Raw genomic sequence first — 18,852 nt, 5'->3', positions numbered from 1 at the left:
GGAGGGGTCAGTCCTTTCGAGGGCCCGCGACGAATCCGAATCGCGTCACAGCGAAGCGGATGCGGCCCGGAGCCGGCCGGTGCAGAGGGATCGAGGTCGGTACGTCGTCGACCCCGCCGGCCGCCCACGGGTGGCAGCGGAGAAGACGACGAGCAGCGAGGACGGAGCCGAGGACGAGTCCGTGGAGCTGGACCGCCTGCAGCGCGTACGCGGAGCACGAGGGGTAGTAGCGGCAGACGTCCCCGTACAGAGGGGAGACGACCGCTCGGTAGACGAGCAGCAGCAGGATCCCGATGTTCCGGGGGAGCAGGAGCACGCCCCACGCCACCCGGACCGGCCACGAGAGCGGACGGTCGAGGACGGAGGTGGTCACGAGCGGACCTCGGCGACCCGGGCGGAGCGCGGGTTCCGCGTCATCGCGCCCACGACCTCGCGGCGCAGCTCCGACCAGGGAGCGGTCGCGCTGCTGGGCAGCGCGCGGATCACGACGTCGGTGCCGTGGTCGGTCTGCCCGACCAGTTCGAACGCGATCGCCTTGAGGCGGCGGCGAACGGTGTTGCGCGTCACGGCCGACCCGACGGACTTGGCCACGATGAAGCCGAACCGCGGGGGAGTCGCCGAAGAGGACCTCCGGACATACGTGACGGTGTGCGGTCCTGTGGACCGCACACCGCGACGGACGACTGTCCGGTACTCGTCACCTCGGACGATGCGATTGGCTCTGGCCAGCACCGCTGGTCGGTACCGCTGGGCTCTACGCCGAGAGCTCGGTGCGGCCCTTGGCGCGACGCGCGCTCAGGATGCCGCGGCCGGCGCGGGTGCGCATGCGCAGACGGAAGCCGTGCACCTTGGCGCGACGACGGTTGTTCGGCTGGAAGGTTCGCTTGCTCATAGTTCAATCTCCACGTACGTGTTCCTCGGTACCAGCGGGGCGTCCGCCGGAGCGGTGCCCCGGTTCCCCGGGAAGAAAGGGTGCCCGGCTCCGATCCGGCGCCGTCCGTGAGGACCGACCGTGCGACCCCGGGCAGGCGTCAACTGATTAAAACTACGGCCTCTCCCGTCACCGGTCAAATACGGTGCGGCCGAAACCTCGATTCTGCCCGTGCACGAGGCGCGTTCCGCGCATTGACACGCGGAGGCCCCTGTGGTGGATTTGTCTCCCGTCGGCTCCTTCGTTACCGTGTTGAGCCGCAGTTATCCACAGGCCGAGACGGCTCGTGCCCGCGTCCGCGCTGGCATCGGCTCCCCCCTGTGGAAGACCCTGTGGAAGACGTCCGTCCCCCGAAGGGTCCGGACGGCCGACGGAACCGCGGGTTCGCCGTCGTGAACGACGCCGCAGGGCGCACAGGATGTCGACAGCGACCGAGGACCGGAGACAGATGCCAGAGGACACGTCGATCGTCGACGCGTGGAAGGTGATCCTCGGGGCCCTCTCGCAGGACGAGCGCATCACCGCTCCGCTGTACGGATTCGTCTCACTGGTGGAGCCCAAGGGCATCATGGCGGGCACCTTCTACCTCGAGGTCCCGAACGAGTTCACCCGCGGCATGCTCGAGCAGCGCGTGCGGGTGCCGCTGCTCAGCGCGATCGGCACGCTCGACGACTCCTTCGGGGTCTCGACCTTCGCCTTCGTGGTGAACCCCGACATCGAGCACGAGCCACTGAGTTCGCCGACCTCGTCCGAGTCGATGAACCCGTTCGAGCCGATCACCGCCTCCTCCCCCTCCCTCGCCCCCGTGCGCTCGGTCGACGAGATGCGGACCGTGCCGGCCACCGACACGAGGCTCAACCCGAAGTACAGCTTCGACAACTTCGTCATCGGAGGCTCCAACCGCTTCGCCCACGCCGCAGCGGTCGCGGTCGCCGAAGCTCCCGCGAAGGCGTACAACCCGCTCTTCGTCTACGGCGACTCCGGCCTCGGCAAGACCCACCTCCTCCACGCCATCGGCCACTACGCGATGAGCCTCTACCCCGGCATCCGGGTGCGGTACGTCTCCTCCGAGGAGTTCACGAACGACTTCATCAACTCGATCGCGAACAACCGGGGCAACGCGTTCCACGGCCGGTACCGCAACGTCGACATCCTCCTGATCGACGACATCCAGTTCCTGCAGGGGAAGGCCGAGACGCAGGAGGCCTTCTTCCACACGTTCAACCAGCTGCACGATCACAACAAGCAGGTCGTGATCACGTCGGATCTGCCGCCCAAGGCGCTCACCGGCTTCGAGGACCGCATGCGCTCTCGCTTCGAGTGGGGCCTCATCACCGACGTGCAGGCGCCCGACCTCGAGACGCGCATCGCGATCCTCCGCAAGAAGGCGGTCAGCGAGAAGCTGCTCGTGCCGGACGACATCCTCGAGTTCATGGCGTCGAAGGTGTCGAGCAACATCCGCGAGCTCGAGGGGACGCTGATCCGCGTCACCGCGTTCGCCAGCCTGAACCGCACACCCGTCGACATGTCGCTCGTGCAGACGGTGCTCAAGGATCTGATCACGCTCGACGAGGACAACGTCATCTCGCCGGTCGACATCATCAATCACACCGCCGACTACTTCAAGCTGACGGTCGACGACCTCTACGGCTCGTCCCGCTCGCAGGCGGTGGCCACCGCGCGTCAGATCGCGATGTACCTGTGCCGGGAGCTGACGAACCTGTCGCTGCCCAAGATCGGCCAGCTGTTCGGCAATCGCGACCACACGACGGTCATGTACGCGAACAAGAAGATCTCGGAGCTCATGAAGGAGCGCCGCAGCATCTACAACCAGGTCACCGAGCTGACCACCCGCATCAAGACGAACCGCTAGCCGGCGCAGCCCTCTCTCCGCTGACCCAGCAGTCGCACGGCCCTTCCTGTTGGTCGAGTAGCCGCGCAGCGGCGTATCGAGACCCGCCCTCCTGATGACGGGGATCTCGATACGCGCCCTCCGGGCGCTACTCGATAAGCAGGAATCCTTTCGCTGGTCGAACGATCGCGACCGCTCCCTTGCTGGTCGAGTAGCCGCGCAGCGGCGTATCGAGACCGCCGTCCGCCGAGTGTCACCGCCTCCGACACGCCGCCGCGCCCACCCGCGTTCGACGGATCGAACGGATTCCGTCGATTTCCACACGTGTGCAGAACCTGTGGATAACTGTGGACAACCGGCCTCGAACTGTGCGGCCGATCGAGCCGCCTGTGGAATCGGGTCGGGGCGTCCGGATCTGTCAACAGGGCGTCCACCGACGCGCTCACACCTCCTCCACAGGGGCACAGGGCGCGCATGCCAGCAACGAGTAGGCGTCCGGAGCGTTTTCCACAGTTTCCACACGTGTTAACACTGTTAACGCAGTTCTCTCTTTAATCAGGGCGCGAACGACAACCTTGTGGAGGAGCGGACGAGCGGGCAGCGGGTCCACCCCCTTCTGAGCACGTCGAGAGTCACGAGTACGATGGGCGTCGGTCTTCTTCAGCGACTCGTCAGGGGTGTTTTCGTGAGGTTCCAAGCCAACCGCGATGTCTTCAGCGAGGCCGTGTCGTTCGCGGTCAAGCTGCTGCCGCAGCGCACGACCCTGCCGATCCTCTCCGGCGTCCTCATCGAAGCGACGAGCGAGGGCCTCACGCTCTCCTCCTTCGACTACGAGGTCTCGGCGCAGACGCAGATCGCCGCCGACGTCGAGGAGACCGGCACCGTCCTCGTCTCGGGCCGCCTTCTCGCCGACATCGCCAACCGTCTGCCGAACGCCCCCGTGCGCATCGCCACGCAGGAGTCGCGCGTCTCGGTCTCGGCCGGGTCCGCCCACTTCACGCTGCTGCAGATGCCGGTCGAGGAGTACCCGTCGATCCCCGAGATCGACGCATCGACCGGGCTCGTCCCCGCCGACGCCTTCTCGGCCGCGATCTCGCAGGTCGCCGTAGCCGCGTCGCGCGACGACGTCACCCCGGTCATCACGGGCGTGCAACTCGAGATCACCGAGAACACCATCGGACTCGTCGCGACGGACCGCTACCGCGTCGCCGTCCGCGAGATCGACTGGGACAACGGCGACAACCCCGCTCCGACCCAGCCCCTCACCGCACTCGTCCCGGCACGCACCCTGCAGGAGGTCGGCAAGACCTTCGGCCACTCCGGCACCGTCTCGGTCGCGATCACGCAGCGCGACGAGCGCGAGCTCATCGCCTTCACCGCCGACCGCAAGACCGTCACGTCGCTCCTGATCAAGGGGAACTTCCCCCCGGTCAAGCGCCTCTTCCCCGCCTCGGTCGAGAACTACGCGGTCATGGCGACGAGCGACCTCATCGAGGCCACCCGCCGCGTCTCCCTCGTCCTCGAGCGCGAGGCCGCCCTCCGCTTCAGCTTCAGCAGCGACGGCCTCACCCTCGAGGCCATCGGATCGGAGCAGGCGCAGGCGTCCGAGAGCATCGACGCGATCCTGACCGGAGGAGACGTCGTCGTCTCGCTGAAGCCGCAGTTCCTGCTCGACGGGCTCGCCGCGGTGCACTCGGAGTTCGTGCGCATCGCGTTCACGAAGACCGAGAACCCCAACAAGCCCGGTCCGGTGCTCCTCACGGCCCAGACCTCGCGCGACCAGCCCGGCAACGACAGCTACCGCTACCTGCTGCAGCCCAACCTGCTCCTGCGCTGACCCCCGTTCCTCGATCGCACCGTCGCGACCCTCCCCGCTCCCGACGAGCGCCCGCCCGCCGGCTCATGAATCCAGGAAGGTTCACCATGCACATCGGACTCGTCGGACTCGGCAAGATGGGCGACAACATGCGCTCCCGCCTCCGTGAGAAGGGAGTGGAGGTGACCGGATACGACCGCAACCCGGACGTGTCCGACTCCGCCTCCCTCGACGAGATGATCGCCGCGCTCCCCACGCCCCGCGTCGTGTGGGTCATGGTCCCCGCCGGCGCCATCACGGACAGCGTCATCACCGACCTGTCCGAGAAGCTCGACGAGGGCGACCTCGTCATCGACGGCGGCAACTCGCGCTTCACCGAGGACTTCAAGCACGACGCGCTCCTCAAGCCCAAGGGCATCCACTACATCGACGCCGGCGTCTCCGGCGGCGTGTGGGGCCTCGAGAACGGCTACGGCCTGATGGTCGGCGGCCCGAGCGAGCTCGTCGAGTACGCCATGCCCGTCTTCGACGCGCTGCGCCCCGAAGGCCCCCGCGAGGAGGGCTTCGTCCACGTGGGCGAGGTCGGCGCCGGCCACTACGCGAAGATGGTCCACAACGGCATCGAGTACGCGCTCATGCAGGCGTTCGCCGAGGGCTACGAGCTCCTCGACACACGCAAGGACATCATCAAGGACGTCACGGGCACCTTCAAGGCGTGGCAGCGCGGCACGGTCGTCCGCTCCTGGCTCCTCGAGCTCCTCGTCCGCGCCCTCGAGCAGGACCCGGAGTTCGAGCACATCGAGGGCTACGTCCAGGACTCGGGCGAAGGCCGCTGGACCATCGAGGAGGCCATCAACAACGCCGTCCCGGTGCCCACGATCAGCGCCTCGATCTTCGCCCGCTTCGTCTCCCGCCAGGAGGACTCGCCCGCGATGAAGGCCGTGGCGGCGCTCCGCAACCAGTTCGGCGGGCATAGCGTCAAAGCCGTCGACTGAGTCCACGGGCTCGGACCGCCTTCGGCAGTCCTCGGGCGGTCGGCTCTCGAGGTGGTCGCGTTCCGCAGAGCCGGTCGCGTCCGGCGACCTGCGGCCCGCCGCCACCGTGAGGCAGGAGATGCTCTCACGGCGTCGGCGGGCCTCCGGCCGCCTCCGTCCCTGCTTCCGCAAGGGCTGCGTCCTTCGGACGGCGGTCTTGGGGGTCGATCGCTTGGAGGCATGCGGGAAGGCCGTGTCCTTCGGACGGCGAGGGAGCATCCGCTCCTGTCCGGCCTGCACATCCCCGTCTCTGCTGGTCGAGTAGCCCCGCAGGGGCGTATCGAGACCCACCTGATCCAGGAGTCGGGCGAGTCCGGAGGCGGGGGTCGCGGAGACGTCGCCCCCCGACCTGCTGGTCGAGTAGCCCCGCAGGGGCGTATCGAGACCCGCATGCGCCGGAGGTCGGGCCGATCGGAGGCGTGAGGCGGGTTCCGCGGGGAACCGGAGCAGGGGCGGCCCGCAGCGGCGTCGGGCAGAGTGGAGGAGGAGGTGGTGGCGTGCATGTGACGCAGCTCGCGTTGAGCGACTTCCGGAACTACGCCTCCGTCGACGTCGCGCTCGTGCCGGGGCCGAACCTCTTCGTGGGGCGGAACGGGCAGGGCAAGACGAACCTCGTCGAATCGCTCGGGTACCTCTCCACCCTGGGGTCGCACCGCGTCTCGAGCGATCAGGCGCTCATCCGGGCCGGCCGCGACAGCGCTGTGGTGCGCGCGCGCCTGCGCAACGGCGACCGCGAGCTGCTGGCCGAGGTGCAGATCAACCGCTCCTCCCCCAACCGCGCGCAGATCAACCGCGGCGGCATCAAGCCGCGCGAGCTGCCGCGGTTCTTCTCGAGCGTCCTCTTCGCGCCGGAGGATCTCCTCCTCATCCGGGGCGACCCGTCGGCCCGCCGCCGCTTCCTCGACCAGCTCGTGGTGCTCCTCTCCCCCCGCATGAGCGCGGTGCAGTCCGACTACGAGCGCGTGCTGCGCCAGCGCAACTCGCTGCTGAAGTCGGCGAGGGCGAGCGGCATCCGCGACGTCTCGAAGCTCGGCACCCTCGACATCTGGGACGAGCGGCTGATCGCGCTCGGCTCCGAGATCATGCAGTCTCGCCTCGCGCTGGTCGACGAGCTCAGCGGTCCTGTCCGCGGTGCTTACGAGGCGGTCGCCGGCGCGGACCAGCGCCCGGTCCTGCGCTCGCGCCTGAGCATCGAGGGTGCCGTCGACGACGACGGGGAGCCGCTCGAGACGTCCGAGCCGGGCTCCCCCGTCGAGCGGGCCGGCCTGAGCGAGGCCTTCGCCTCCGCTCTCGTATCGGTCCGCCGCAAGGAGCTCGACCGCGGGATCTCGCTCGTCGGCCCGCACCGGGACGACGTGCAGTTCGAGCTCAACGACCTCCCCGCCAAGGGCTACGCCAGCCACGGGGAGAGCTGGTCGTTCGCCCTGGCGCTCAAGCTCGGCGCGGCGGAGCTGCTGCGCCGCGACTCCCCCATGGGCGATCCCGTGCTGATGCTCGACGACGTCTTCGCCGAACTGGACTCGCGACGGCGCGAGCGCCTCGCCTCCGTCGTGGCCGACTACGAGCAGGTGCTGATCACCGCCGCGGTCTTCGACGACGTCCCGGAGGCGCTGGCCGCGCACACGGTGCGGATCGAGGCGGGCAGCATCGTCGATCCGGTCGAGACTGCCGTTCCGCCGACCGCCGTTCAGGACGACGTCGCAGAGGACCGGACCGATGGCTGACGCCCCCCAACGGCCCGCCCCCGCCCCGGACTCCGAGGCGGCCCGCGTCTACAAGCACCTCAAGGAGGTGTTCGGCGGCGACGGACCGCGCCGCATCCGCAAGACGGTCGAGCGCGCGGAGCCCAAGGGCGACGCGATCCCGTTCGGCAAGGGGCGCGACCCGCACGACCTCGGCGACGTGCTCGACGCGCTCACCCGCAAGCTCGACTGGACCGCTCCGCTGGCGCAGGGCGACCTCATCTCCTCCTGGACCGCGATCGCGGGCGAGGAGACCTCGAAGCACTCCACTCCGCTCGGCGTCGTCGACGGGGTGCTGACCGTCGCGTGCGAGTCGACGGCCTGGGCGACGCAGCTGCGCCTCATGCGGATCGAGATCATGAACCACATCGCCGTGAACCACCCCGACGCGGGCATCGTCTCGATCCGTTTCCAGGGCCCCGACGTACCGAACTGGAAAAGGGGCCCCAGGTCGATTCCAGGGCGTGGTCCGCGCGACACCTACGGCTGAGGACGCATTTTCGGTCGACCCCGTCGATCCAGGCCCTCAGATCGCCGCAGAGAGCCGCGGATCGTCCTCCCGCGCGATAGAATGGAGGGCCGCCGAACCGCAGCGACGCCGCCCCCGAGTCCGTTCGGGAGCAGCGCGATCCACCTCTCGTGGCATCGCGAGCGGAGTGATCTCCAGATCCTCCCCCGCGTCGCGTCGGACCGTCAGAGGAGAACTCCACAGCTATGACACCCGAGCCGAACGACTCCACGTCACCCGCAGCGAACGACCTGGACGCGAACGGCTCCACCGACGCCCCGTCCTCGGGGATGTCCACCAAGTCCTCCGGCGACTACGGCGCCAGTCAGATCCAGGTCCTCGAGGGCCTCGAGGCCGTGCGCAAGCGCCCCGGCATGTACATCGGATCCACGGGGCCGCGCGGTCTGCACCACCTGGTCTACGAGATCGTCGACAACGCCGTCGACGAGGCGCTGGCCGGCTACTGCGACAACATCGAGGTCGTCATGCGCGCCGACGGAGGCGTGACCGTCGCCGACAACGGCCGCGGCATCCCCGTCGACATGCACCCGACCGAGGGCATCTCGACCGTCGAGCTCGTGCTGACCGTGCTGCACGCGGGCGGCAAGTTCGGCGGCGGCGGCTACGCGGTCTCCGGCGGACTCCACGGCGTCGGCTCCTCCGTCGTCAACGCCCTCTCGACGAAGCTCGAGGTCGAGGTGAAGCGCCAGGGCTCGGTCTACCGGATGTCGTTCGCCGACGGCGTGCCCGTGGCCCCGCTCGAGAAGGGCGAGGCGAGCGACGAGACCGGCACCACGATCACCTTCTGGCCCAACGGCGAGATCTTCGAGACGACCGAGTTCGACTACGAGACCCTCCGCGCGCGCTTCCAGCAGATGGCCTTCCTCAACAAGGGCCTCCGGATCGCGCTGACCGACCAGAACGAGGTCGAGTTCGACGGAGAGGGCGAGGACGAGACCGTCGGCGTCCGCGGCGACGTCTTCCACTACGAGAAGGGCCTCGTCGACTACGTCGAGTACATCAACTCGCTCAAGAAGTCCGATCTCGTGCACTCCGAGATCATCGATTTCGAGAGCGAGGACAAGGAGCGCCGCATCTCGCTCGAGGTCGCGATGCAGTGGACGACGGCCTACACCGAGAGCGTCCACACCTACGCGAACACCATCAACACCCACGAGGGCGGCACCCACGAGGAGGGATTCCGCGCGGCGCTCACCACCCTCGTGAACAAGTACGCCCGAGCCAAGAACCTCCTGAAGGACAAGGACGACAACCTCTCCGGCGAGGACATCCGCGAGGGCCTCACCGCGGTCGTCTCGATCAAGCTCGGCGAGCCGCAGTTCGAGGGCCAGACCAAGACCAAGCTCGGCAACACCGAGGCCAAGGCGTTCGTGCAGCGCGTGACGGGCGAGCAGCTCGCCGACTGGTTCGACCGCAATCCCACCCAGGCCAGGGACATCATCAGCAAGTCGATCCAGGCCGCGTCGGCACGGATGGCGGCCCGCAAGGCGCGCGAGACCGCCCGCCGCAAGGGCCTGCTCGAGGGCGGCGGCATGCCCGGCAAGCTCAAGGACTGCCAGTCGAAGGACCCGTCGCTCTCCGAGATCTTCATCGTCGAGGGCGACTCGGCCGGCGGATCCGCGGTGCAGGGACGCAATCCCGAGACGCAGGCGATCCTCCCCCTCCGCGGCAAGATCCTCAACGTCGAGAAGGCGCGCCTCGATCGGGCACTCGGCAACAACGAGGTCCAGGCCATGATCACGGCGTTCGGCGCCGGCATCGGGGAGGACTTCAACCCCGACAAGGCGCGGTACCACAAGATCATCCTGATGGCCGACGCCGACGTCGACGGCCAGCACATCACGACGCTGCTGCTGACGCTCCTGTTCCGCTACATGCGACCGCTGATCGATCTGGGCTACGTCTACCTCGCGCAGCCGCCGCTGTACCGGCTGAAGTGGTCGAACTCGCCCCACGAGTACGTCTACAGCGACCGCGAGCGCGACGCGCTGATCGCGCACGGCGCCGCGTCGAACAAGCGCATGCCGAAGGAGAACGGGATCCAGCGCTACAAGGGTCTCGGCGAGATGGACTACAAGGAGCTGTGGGAGACCACGATGGATCCGGCCACCCGGACCCTCCTCCAGGTCACGCTCGACGACGCGGCCGCCGCCGACGAGATCTTCTCGACCCTGATGGGCGAGGACGTGGAGTCGCGTCGCTCGTTCATCCAGAAGAATGCGAAGGACGTGCGCTTCCTCGACATCTAGATCGCATCGCGATCTACAAGGCGGCAGCCCCGCGGCACACGGCCGCGGCGAGCGACCATCTCGACAACGTGACGGCGGCCCTCAATGGGCCGCATCAGCCCTACAACGACTGACACCCAGCGCGACCGCCCTCGAGCAGCACTCGAGACCCGGACCCACCTGAGAGACCAGAGATCATGGCAGACGAACCCACCACCCCCACCGGTCCGGACGACAGCGAGGACATCGTCACCGAGACCGGTGTGGTGATCCACGGGCACGACAAGATCGAGCCCGTCGACCTGCAGCTCGAGATGCAGCGCTCGTACCTCGACTACGCGATGAGCGTCATCGTGGGCCGTGCGCTCCCCGAGGTCCGTGACGGCCTGAAGCCCGTGCACCGCCGCGTCATCTACGCCATGTACGACGGCGGCTACCGACCCGACAAGGCGTTCTCGAAGTGCTCGCGCGTCGTCGGCGACGTCATGGGCCAGTTCCACCCGCACGGCGACTCCGCCATCTACGACGCCCTCGTGCGCCTCGTGCAGCCGTGGAGCCTCCGCTATCCGCTCGCCCTCGGCCAGGGCAACTTCGGCTCCCCCGGCAACGACGGCGCGGCGGCGCCGCGGTACACCGAGACCAAGATGGCCCCGCTGGCCCTCGAGATGGTCCGCGACATCGACAAGAACACCGTCGACTTCCAGGACAACTACGACGGCCGCACGCGCGAGCCCGCGATCCTCCCCGCGCGCTTCCCGAACCTGCTCGTCAACGGCTCCGTCGGCATCGCGGTCGGCATGGCCACGAACATCCCGCCGCACAACCTCCGCGAGGTCGCGGCCGGCGCCAAGTGGGCGCTCGAGCACCCGGAGGCGTCGCGCGAGGAGCTGCTCGAGGCGCTCCTGCAGCGCATCAAGGGCCCCGACTTCCCCACCGGCGCGCAGATCCTCGGTGTCCGCGGCATCCAGGACGCGTACCGCACCGGTCGCGGCTCCATCACGATGCGCGCGGTCGTCTCCATCGAGGAGATCCAGGGCCGCACCTGCCTCGTCGTCACCGAGCTGCCGTACCAGGTGAACCCCGACAACCTCGCGATCAAGATCGCCGAGCTCGTCAAGGACGGCCGCGTCTCGGGCATCGCCGACATCCGCGACGAGACCTCGGGCCGCACCGGTCAGCGCCTCGTCGTCGTGCTCAAGCGCGACGCCGTGGCCAAGGTCGTGCTGAACAACCTCTACAAGCACACCCCGCTGCAGGAGAACTTCGGCGCGAACATGCTCGCGATCGTCGACGGCATCCCGCGCACGCTCTCGCTCGACGGCTTCATCCGCGCCTGGGTCGACCACCAGGTCGAGGTCATCGTCCGCCGCACCCAGTACCTCCTCGACGAGGCAGAGGCGCGCATCCACATCCTGCGCGGCTACCTCAAGGCGCTCGACGCGCTCGACGAGGTCATCGCCCTCATCCGCCGCTCCCCCACCGTCGAGGAGGCGCGCGACGGCCTGATGGAGCTGCTCGACATCGACGAGGTGCAGTCGCGGGCGATCCTCGACATGCAGCTGCGCCGGCTCGCCGCGCTCGAGCGCCAGAAGATCATCGACGAGCACGACCGCATCCAGGCCGAGATCGAGGACTACAAGTCGATCCTCACGAGCCCGGAGCGCCAGCGCAGCATCATCTCGGACGAGCTCGACGAGATCGTCGACCGCTTCGGCGACGACCGCCGCACCGAGATCCTCTTCGGCTTCGACGGCGACATGAGCGTCGAGGACCTGATCCCCGAGGAGGAGATGGTCGTCACCGTCACCCGCGGCGGCTATCTCAAGCGCACCCGCAGTGACTCCTATCGTGCGCAGCACCGCGGCGGACGCGGAGTGCGCGGCGCTCAGCTGAAGGCCGACGACATCGTCGAGCACTTCTTCGTGACCACCACGCACCACTGGCTCCTCTTCTTCACGAACACCGGACGCGTGTACCGCGCCAAGACGTACGAGCTGCAGGAGGCGAGCCGCGACGCGAAGGGCCAGCACATCGCGAACCTCCTCGCGCTGGAGCCGGGCGAGCAGATCGCGCAGATCCTCGACATCCGCGACTACGAGGCGGCCCGCTACCTCGTGCTCGCGACGCGCGACGGACTGGTCAAGAAGACGGCGCTGTCCGAGTACGACACCAACCGCTCCGGCGGCATCATCGCGATCAAGCTGCGCGAGGGCGACGAGCTCGTCTCGGCGCTGCTGGTCGACGAGGACAGCGACGTGCTGCTGGTCTCCCGCAAGGGCATGTCGATCCGCTTCACCGCGTCCGACGAGGCGCTGCGCCCGATGGGCCGATCGACCTCCGGCGTGCGGGGCATGTCGTTCCGCGGCGAGGACCGCCTGCTCGACGCCAATGTCGTCAGCGACGAGGGCTTCGTGTTCATCGTCACCGAGGGCGGCTACGCGAAGCGCACCGCGGTGGACCAGTACCGCCTGCAGAACCGCGGCGGACTGGGCATCAAGGTGGCCAAGCTCGAGGAGAAGCGCGGCGATCTCGTCGGCGCGATCATCACGGGCGAGGACGACGAGGTGCTCGTCGTGCTCGCCGGAGGCAAGGTGGTACGCTCTGCCGTGGCCGAGGTACCGGCCAAGGGTCGCGACACCATGGGAGTCGTCTTCGCACGATTCGCAGAGGACGACCGCATCATCGCACTCGCCAAGAACACCGAACGCAATCTCGACGCCCCGGACGAGGATCCCGACGCCGCAGCGGCGTCCTCCGACTCCGAACCGGTGTCGGAGGAGGATGGGTCCGTAGATGAGTAGCACCGTCGCCGAGAAGCTCGCCAAGAAGTCAGCGAAGAGCCCGGCGGCGAAGCAGGTCCGCCTGAAGCTCGTCTACGTCGACTTCTGGTCGGCCGTGAAGCTCTCGTTCCTGCTCGGGCTCACGCTCGCGATCATCACGATCGTCGTCGTCTACCTCGTCTACACCGTGCTTGCGCAGACCGGTGTGTTCGACCAGATCAACGGCCTCGTGCAGGAGATCGCCGGCGCCGACGCGTTCGACCTCAACGCCATCATCTCGCTGCCGCAGATCATGGGCTTCGCGGTCGTCGTCGCCGTGCTGAACACCATAGTCACCACCGCGCTCGGCGCGATCGTGGCGCTGCTGTACAACCTCAGCGTCAAGATCACGGGCGGCCTGCTCGTCGGCTTCACCAACCAGTGAGCCGCTCGGGTCCCGCCGCGCGCGGGGCCCGCGGCCCGATTGGGATTCTGACGCCGCGTCGGGTAGAGTCTCATCTGGCCATTTCGGGGGTATAGCTCAGGCGGTTAGAGCGCTTCACTGATAATGAAGAGGTCCCAGGTTCAAGTCCTGGTACCCCCACCCGTGCCGCTCGGCCCGTCACCTCACGGTGGCGGGCCGTTCGGCTCTCGGAGACGGATCGCCCCGTCTCCGGCCCGGGGCCTTAGCTCAGTTGGTAGAGCGCCTGCTTTGCAAGCAGGATGTCAGGAGTTCGAATCTCCTAGGCTCCACACGTCCCCGCCGTCCTTCTCCGCCCGCCGCGTCGAGCAGGATGTCACGGGCTCTCGCAGGCCAGGCCGAGGAAGTTCTCGACCGAGAGGACCTCGCCCGTCTCGTCGCGCACATCGCCGACGATGACCTCGCCGACCGACAGGGTGTCGAACTGCTCGGCGTGGAACACGACCGGGCGAGCCGACATCGACCTGCCCTCGGCGTACGCGCCCAGCGTGTAGTCGATACCGGGGGCGAAGCGCTCGATCACCGTGTCCGCCGGCCAGACCGTACGCCCGACGAGGTCCGTCGCGCCGAGGTCGACCACCGTGTCCGGGGAGGCCCAGCGGGTGAGGCGACGCAGACCGTCGCCGACCAGCAGTGGCGCGGAGTCGTCGACCGCGAGATCCAGGCCGTCCACGACTCCGGAGCAGACGACGACGATCCCGATCACCTCGCCGCGCTGCCCGCCGCGGCCCAGACCCACGGTGGCGCTCGACTCCTGAGCACTCGAGCAGCCCGCCAGGGCCAGCACGGCAGCAGCGCCGAGCACGACGGAGGAGCTCACGAACACGGGACGACGACGCACAGGACCTCCTGCCGCCACCCTACGATGCGGCGGAGGGCTCCGGGACGGCGCGGGCGAGGGCGGACAGTGCCTGGGGGAGCGACGGGGCTCCCTCCGCGCGGAACACCGCTCGCCCGTCGGCGGCGCGCACGACGACGGTCGGGGTCGAGCGGATGTGCTCCGCCTCCGCCTCGTCGGGCCGGAACGCGACGTCGTACTCCCGCAGCTCGGCGGCGGGCACCAGCTCGACAGCCCGCTCCAGTACGGCGCGCGCCGCGTGGCAGGCGCCGCAGAAGGCGGAGGTGTACAGCTCGACGATCACACTCGGGACAACGCGTCGCGGGACCCGCGGATTCCCCGACCGCTCAGCGGACGAGCCAGGCCTCGTTCATGCCGAGCGCGACGTCGACGAGCTCGACCCGCTCGAGCGACTCGACGTCGCCGAGGGGGAACCAAGACGCGGCGTCCGTCGATCCGTCGACCTCGTGCGTCAGCTCGCCGCCCGTGATGCGCGCGCGGTAGACGACGCGGATCGCGTGCAGCGGGCCGGCGGCGGGGTCGCTCCGCCGGTGGGCCGGGATCACGTGCGAGTCGACGCCGATCAGGGCCTCGAGCTCGGCGTGGTAGCCGGTCTCCTCGAAGATCTCGCGGACCGCGGCGTCGGCCGGGGACTCGCCCTCGTCGATGCCGCCGCCCGGCAGGGTCCACGCCTGCCACGGGCCCTGACTCCAGTGCGCGAGGAGCATGCGGTCGCCGTCGATGATCACGCCGTACGCGGCGACCCGGATGTCCACTGCAGCAGCCAATCTCCGGACTATTCCGGACATGCGACAGGCCCGGATCCCGCGAGGCGGGATCCGGGCCGGACGGTGAGGATCAGGACGCGGTCGAGGCCGCGGACTGAGCGGCGCTGGCCGGCTCGTCCTCGGCGACCCACAGCTCGTCGTCGGCGCGGAACGTCTGCCAGACGGCGTAGCCGATCCCGCCGACCGCGACGAGTGCGGCACCGATGGCGAAGACCGTGCCGATGTTCGACTTCTTCTTGGGCGGAGTGGTGAGCTCCTCCCAGCGCGCCTTCGAGACCTCGGCGAGCTTCGCGCGGTTCTTCGAGTCCTTCGCGGCCTCGAACGCGGCGGCGGCAGTGCCTCCGACCGCGGCGAAGGTCGGGACGACCTTGTGCAGAACGGTGTCGCGCGCGGAGGAGTACGTGCCCTCGACGGCGTGGACGCCGTTGTCGTAGACGGGCTTCACCCGCGACTGGTACGTGTCCTTCGCGAAGGGGACGAGCTCCTTCTTCGCGTACTTGGCGGCGTGAGCGCGGCTCTTCTCGAGAACGGAGGCGGCGTGCGCCAGCACCTCCTGCTGCTCACTCCAGACCGCCTCGGCGTTCTTGCGGAGGCGCTTGAGATCCTTCTTGTGCTTACGTGACAGACCCATGTGGTCCTCCATCGGCTACGAGCAGCGAACTCCTCAATACTGCCACTCATCGATCGGGCTCCGCATCGCGCACCCAGCGCATTGACACCGGGCGCAGGGGACCCCTACATACGCGCTGTGCGAGAATCCACGCATGCCTTTGCACACCGCAGTCGCGACGTTCCACACCAACAAGGGCGACATCGTCGTCAACCTCTACGGGAATCACGCTCCCAAGACGGTCCGCAACTTCGTCGGTCTCGCGACCGGCGACATCGAGTGGACCCACCCGGCCACCGGTGCGAAGACGAAGGAGCCGCTCTACAACGGCACCGTCTTCCACCGCGTCATCCCGGACTTCATGCTCCAGGGCGGCGACCCGCTCGGCCAGGGCATCGGCGGCCCCGGTTTCCAGTTCGACGACGAGATCAACCCCGAGCTCGACTTCACGCAGCCCTACATCCTCGCGATGGCGAACGCCGGCAAGCAGGCGGGCCGCGGCACCAACGGCTCGCAGTTCTTCATCACCGTGGCGCCGACCACCTGGCTCCAGGGCAAGCACACGATCTTCGGTGCCGTCGCCGACGAGGCCTCGAAGCAGCTGGTGCAGTCGCTCTCCACCGTCGCCACCGACGGCCGCGACAAGCCCCTCGAGGACGTCGTCATCGAGAGCGTCGAGATCACCGAGGTCTGATCCCCTCTTCCCCCTTCTCCCCGAGGGCCGGATCCGTCTGGATCCGGCCCTCGTTCTCCCCGGAGGCGAATCCGTGACCCAGGTCCCGCCGACCAGCGCGTACGCGTGCTACCGCCACCCCGACCGGCAGAGCTTCGTGCGCTGCCAGCGGTGCGGTCGCACGATCTGCGGCGAGTGCCAGACGCCCGCCCCGGTCGGAGTGATCTGCCCGGACGACATGGCGCAGCAGCGCGCGGAGGCCCCGCGCACGCGCAGCCCTCTGGTCTCGAGGGTCCGCGCCATGACCCGCGCCGATCAGCCGACCGTCACGTACGCGATCATCGCCCTCTGCGTGTTCCTCTGGATCCTCGAGGTCCTCCCCGTCGTGGGCAATCTCGTCATCGGCGGGCTCGCCTACGTCCCCGCCTACACGCTCCCCGGCTTCGGCGCCGGGTTCGAGCCGTGGCGGATGCTCACCTCGGTCTTCCTGCACAGCACGTCGGTCTTCTTCGTCATCCCCTTCCACCTCGCGTTGAACATGTACACGCTGTGGATCTTCGGTATGGCGCTCGAGCGGATGCTCGGGCGCGGGCGGTACCTCGCGCTCTTCCTGCTGAGCGGCTTCGCCGGCTCGGTCGGAGTCCTGCTGCTGGCGGGTCCGCTGACGACGGTGATCGGCGCCTCCGGAGCGATCTTCGGACTGATGGGCGCCTACCTGGTGATCCTGCGGCACCTGGGCGGCCAGGCGTCGCAGCTGCTGGTGCTCGTGGGCCTCAACCTCGTCATCGGCTTCCTCCCCGGGATGAACGTGGCCTGGCAGGCGCACGTCGGCGGCCTCGTGGCGGGTGCGCTGATCGGGCTCGTCTTCACCCGGACGCGGCAGCGGTCGCAGCGGCGGACGCAGAACCTGCTCGTCGGCCTGATCGGCGTGGGCCTGGTCGCGGTCACGGCGGGGGCGTACATCCTGGCGTGAGTCGAGGGTGACCGGCTGAGGGGGTTACCGGAGGGCGCGTCCTCATGCTGGGGGTGTGGGAGGACGTGGGTCTCGATACGCCGCTTCGCGGCTACTCGACCAGCAAGCGGGGCAGAGGCGATGATCCGCGCTCGAGTCTCGAAGCTTCTATTTGTCAAGGTCGGCAGAGGTGGGGGAAGAGTTCGCGGCAGAGGGCTCGTTTGAGGAGGCGGAGGGTGTCTTTGGTGGTTTTGCCTGCGGCGAGGTGGGCGTCGCGGTAGTCGCGGGTTCGTTGTTCGTGGGANTGCAAGGGTCTCGAAGCTTCTATTTGTCAAGGTCGGCAGAGGTGGGGGAAGAGTTAGCGGCAGAGGGCTCGTTTGAGGAGGCGGAGGGTGTCTTTGGTGGTTTTGCCTGCGGCGAGGTGGGCGTCGCGGTAGTCGCGGGTTCGTTGTTCGTGGGAGAGGCGGACGACCGCGATTTGATAGAGCGCGGAGTTCGCTTGCCGGTTGCCGCCTCGGGAGAGGCGGTGCCGGTGGGTCTTCCCGGAGGACACGGGTTGCGGGGCGGCGCCGAAGAGTTTCGCGAGGGCTGCTTCGTTGCGGATGCGGTGGCCGTTCTCGCCGACCGCGACGAGGAGTTCCGCGGCGGTGATCGCGGCGACGCAGTAGACCTCGAGCAGGCGCGGAGCGCGGAGTTCGACGAGGACGCGGAGTTGCTTCTCGAGTGCTGCGGCGTCGGTGTCCAGAGCGATCCAGCGGATGGCGTGTTGACGCAGCAGCCGGGTGAGGGTGTCGGTGACGACGTCGCCGGTCGTGGCGTCGGGAAGGGCGGCGAGACGGCGCATCCGGGTCTTCCGAGTTCCTTCGCGGGGTAGGTCGCGGAGGGCGTCGGGGGCGGTGATCAGGAACTGGTCGACTTGACCGGTGATCTCCTTCTGCTGTTTGACCAGCAGATTCCGGGTCGCGCTGAGCAGTCGCAAGGCTTCGACGGTGGAGGTCGTGTCCTTCGGGATCCGCGGGGATCGTTCCTCGAGCGCGCGTCGGGCGGCAGCTTCCGCGTCGAACGCGTCGGTCTTCCCTCGTCGGCGGCGCGCGGCCGCGTCACCGGGTGGGACCTCGATCACGGACACGTTCTGCGCGAGCAGGAACCGGGTCAGCGCAGCGCCATAGGAGCTGGTTCCCTCGACGCCGATGCGCAGCAGCGTCCCGAACACGGCGATCCAGGACAGCAACGCCACGAATCCGGCGGTGGTCGCGGGGAACGCCTGATCGGCTACCAGGCGGCCGGCCGTGTCGAGGACCGCGACGTGGTGGCTGTCCTGATGAGTGTCGATGCCCGCGACGATCTCGCGGCCGGGCTGGGCTTGAACAGTGTTTGTTGTCATGCTGGACACGTCCCTTCCAAGGGTCACGCGTCCGATCAGTGGACAGACAAATCGGTGATGAGACCACAGGTCGGTCAGGCTTCTATCAAGTCATGACCGCCGACCGGACGCTTCAAACGGTGTCGCGGGGTTCGACAGTTCGAGACCAAGACAGCCCGGCTAGGCGTCAGATACGCGATCGAGTCAGAACCCCGCGACACCACCAAGGCAATCACCGATACGCCGCTGCGCGGCT

The 18,852-nt window shown here is 68.4% G+C and carries 18 protein-coding genes and 2 tRNA genes; 12 read left to right on the top strand and 8 right to left on the bottom strand.

What is annotated here, in order from left to right; genetic code table 11:
* Positions 1 to 7: 7 nt before the first annotated feature.
* From yidD to rpmH, 3 genes are read right to left on the bottom strand one after another with little or no spacing between them, the layout of a single operon-like run.
* Entirely contained in the window at positions 8 to 373 is a 366-nt protein-coding gene (gene yidD, locus ASF48_RS00100; RefSeq protein ID WP_055784517.1) for a membrane protein insertion efficiency factor YidD, read from the bottom strand.
* The gene (gene rnpA, locus ASF48_RS00095; RefSeq protein WP_055784515.1) at positions 370 to 732 is read right to left on the bottom strand and encodes a ribonuclease P protein component; all 363 of its coding nucleotides are present in this window, start codon (positions 730 to 732) and stop codon (positions 370 to 372) included. Before rnpA ends, yidD begins: the two co-directional genes overlap by 4 nt.
* 22 nt (positions 733 to 754) lie before the next feature.
* Positions 755 to 892, bottom strand: coding sequence for a 50S ribosomal protein L34 (gene rpmH, locus ASF48_RS00090; RefSeq protein ID WP_055784512.1), 138 nt, complete (start codon positions 890 to 892; stop codon positions 755 to 757).
* Positions 893 to 1,349: 457 nt separating this feature from the next.
* Here rpmH and dnaA point away from each other — a divergent pair, with 457 nt between their 5' ends.
* From dnaA to ASF48_RS00040, 10 genes are all read left to right on the top strand, one after another.
* Positions 1,350 to 2,804 carry a chromosomal replication initiator protein DnaA gene (gene dnaA / locus ASF48_RS00085; protein WP_372488182.1) on the top strand — a complete coding sequence of 485 codons (1,455 nt, stop codon included), beginning with the start codon at positions 1,350 to 1,352 and terminating at the stop codon, positions 2,802 to 2,804.
* Positions 2,805 to 3,468: 664 nt separating this feature from the next.
* Entirely contained in the window at positions 3,469 to 4,620 is a 1,152-nt protein-coding gene (gene dnaN / locus ASF48_RS00080) for a DNA polymerase III subunit beta (RefSeq protein WP_055784504.1), read from the top strand.
* Between the two features lie 86 nt (positions 4,621 to 4,706).
* On the top strand, positions 4,707 to 5,594 hold the full coding sequence (gene gnd, locus ASF48_RS00075) for a phosphogluconate dehydrogenase (NAD(+)-dependent, decarboxylating) (protein ID WP_055784501.1): 888 nt from the start codon (positions 4,707 to 4,709) through the stop codon (positions 5,592 to 5,594).
* 536 nt (positions 5,595 to 6,130) lie between these two features.
* A complete protein-coding gene (gene recF, locus ASF48_RS00070; RefSeq protein ID WP_055784498.1) occupies positions 6,131 to 7,357 on the top strand; it encodes a DNA replication/repair protein RecF in 1,227 nt (408 codons plus the stop codon).
* Positions 7,350 to 7,865 carry a DUF721 domain-containing protein gene (locus ASF48_RS00065; protein WP_055784495.1) on the top strand — a complete coding sequence of 172 codons (516 nt, stop codon included), beginning with the start codon at positions 7,350 to 7,352 and terminating at the stop codon, positions 7,863 to 7,865. The genes recF and ASF48_RS00065 overlap by 8 nt, the downstream gene beginning before the upstream one ends.
* 308 nt (positions 7,866 to 8,173) lie before the next feature.
* Complete coding sequence (gyrB, locus tag ASF48_RS00060; protein WP_055788603.1) at positions 8,174 to 10,153, top strand: DNA topoisomerase (ATP-hydrolyzing) subunit B; 1,980 nt, start codon at positions 8,174 to 8,176, stop codon at positions 10,151 to 10,153.
* A gap of 176 nt (positions 10,154 to 10,329) precedes the next feature.
* On the top strand, positions 10,330 to 12,933 hold the full coding sequence (gene gyrA / locus ASF48_RS00055; protein WP_082480869.1) for a DNA gyrase subunit A: 2,604 nt from the start codon (positions 10,330 to 10,332) through the stop codon (positions 12,931 to 12,933).
* Positions 12,926 to 13,336, top strand: coding sequence for a DUF3566 domain-containing protein (locus ASF48_RS00050; RefSeq protein ID WP_055784492.1), 411 nt, complete (start codon positions 12,926 to 12,928; stop codon positions 13,334 to 13,336). Before gyrA ends, ASF48_RS00050 begins: the two co-directional genes overlap by 8 nt.
* Positions 13,337 to 13,421: 85 nt before the next feature.
* Positions 13,422 to 13,495 (top strand) — tRNA-Ile (locus ASF48_RS00045).
* Between the two features lie 76 nt (positions 13,496 to 13,571).
* Positions 13,572 to 13,644 (top strand) — tRNA-Ala (locus ASF48_RS00040).
* Between the two features lie 44 nt (positions 13,645 to 13,688).
* Here ASF48_RS00040 and ASF48_RS00035 read toward each other — a convergent pair.
* From ASF48_RS00035 to ASF48_RS00020, 4 genes are all read right to left on the bottom strand, one after another.
* Complete coding sequence (locus ASF48_RS00035; RefSeq protein ID WP_162238010.1) at positions 13,689 to 14,213, bottom strand: hypothetical protein; 525 nt, start codon at positions 14,211 to 14,213, stop codon at positions 13,689 to 13,691.
* A 19-nt stretch (positions 14,214 to 14,232) separates the two neighbouring features.
* On the bottom strand, positions 14,233 to 14,514 hold the full coding sequence (locus ASF48_RS00030; RefSeq protein WP_055784485.1) for a glutaredoxin family protein: 282 nt from the start codon (positions 14,512 to 14,514) through the stop codon (positions 14,233 to 14,235).
* Between the two features lie 43 nt (positions 14,515 to 14,557).
* A complete protein-coding gene (locus ASF48_RS00025) occupies positions 14,558 to 14,986 on the bottom strand; it encodes an NUDIX hydrolase (protein WP_055784482.1) in 429 nt (142 codons plus the stop codon).
* 82 nt (positions 14,987 to 15,068) lie between these two features.
* Positions 15,069 to 15,629, bottom strand: a complete 561-nt coding sequence (locus ASF48_RS00020; protein WP_055784476.1) for a hypothetical protein — start codon at positions 15,627 to 15,629, stop codon at positions 15,069 to 15,071.
* Between the two features lie 133 nt (positions 15,630 to 15,762).
* On the opposite strand from ASF48_RS00020, the gene ASF48_RS00015 reads away from it, so the two are divergent.
* Both ASF48_RS00015 and ASF48_RS00010 read left to right on the top strand, forming a co-directional pair.
* The gene (locus ASF48_RS00015; protein WP_055784473.1) at positions 15,763 to 16,302 is read left to right on the top strand and encodes a peptidylprolyl isomerase; all 540 of its coding nucleotides are present in this window, start codon (positions 15,763 to 15,765) and stop codon (positions 16,300 to 16,302) included.
* 73 nt (positions 16,303 to 16,375) lie between these two features.
* A complete protein-coding gene (locus ASF48_RS00010; RefSeq protein ID WP_055784470.1) occupies positions 16,376 to 17,254 on the top strand; it encodes a rhomboid family intramembrane serine protease in 879 nt (292 codons plus the stop codon).
* Between the two features lie 337 nt (positions 17,255 to 17,591).
* Here the strand turns inward: ASF48_RS00010 and ASF48_RS00005 are convergent, their stop codons facing one another.
* Complete coding sequence (locus ASF48_RS00005) at positions 17,592 to 18,617, bottom strand: IS110 family transposase (protein ID WP_055788595.1); 1,026 nt, start codon at positions 18,615 to 18,617, stop codon at positions 17,592 to 17,594.
* Positions 18,618 to 18,852 lie beyond the last annotated feature (235 nt).

It is taken from the genome of Rathayibacter sp. Leaf299 (genome assembly GCF_001423055.1).
Lineage (GTDB): Bacteria > Actinomycetota > Actinomycetes > Actinomycetales > Microbacteriaceae > Rathayibacter > Rathayibacter caricis.
Note: the sequence above shows the minus strand (reverse complement) of the source record. Positions and strands in the feature narration are given on the sequence as shown.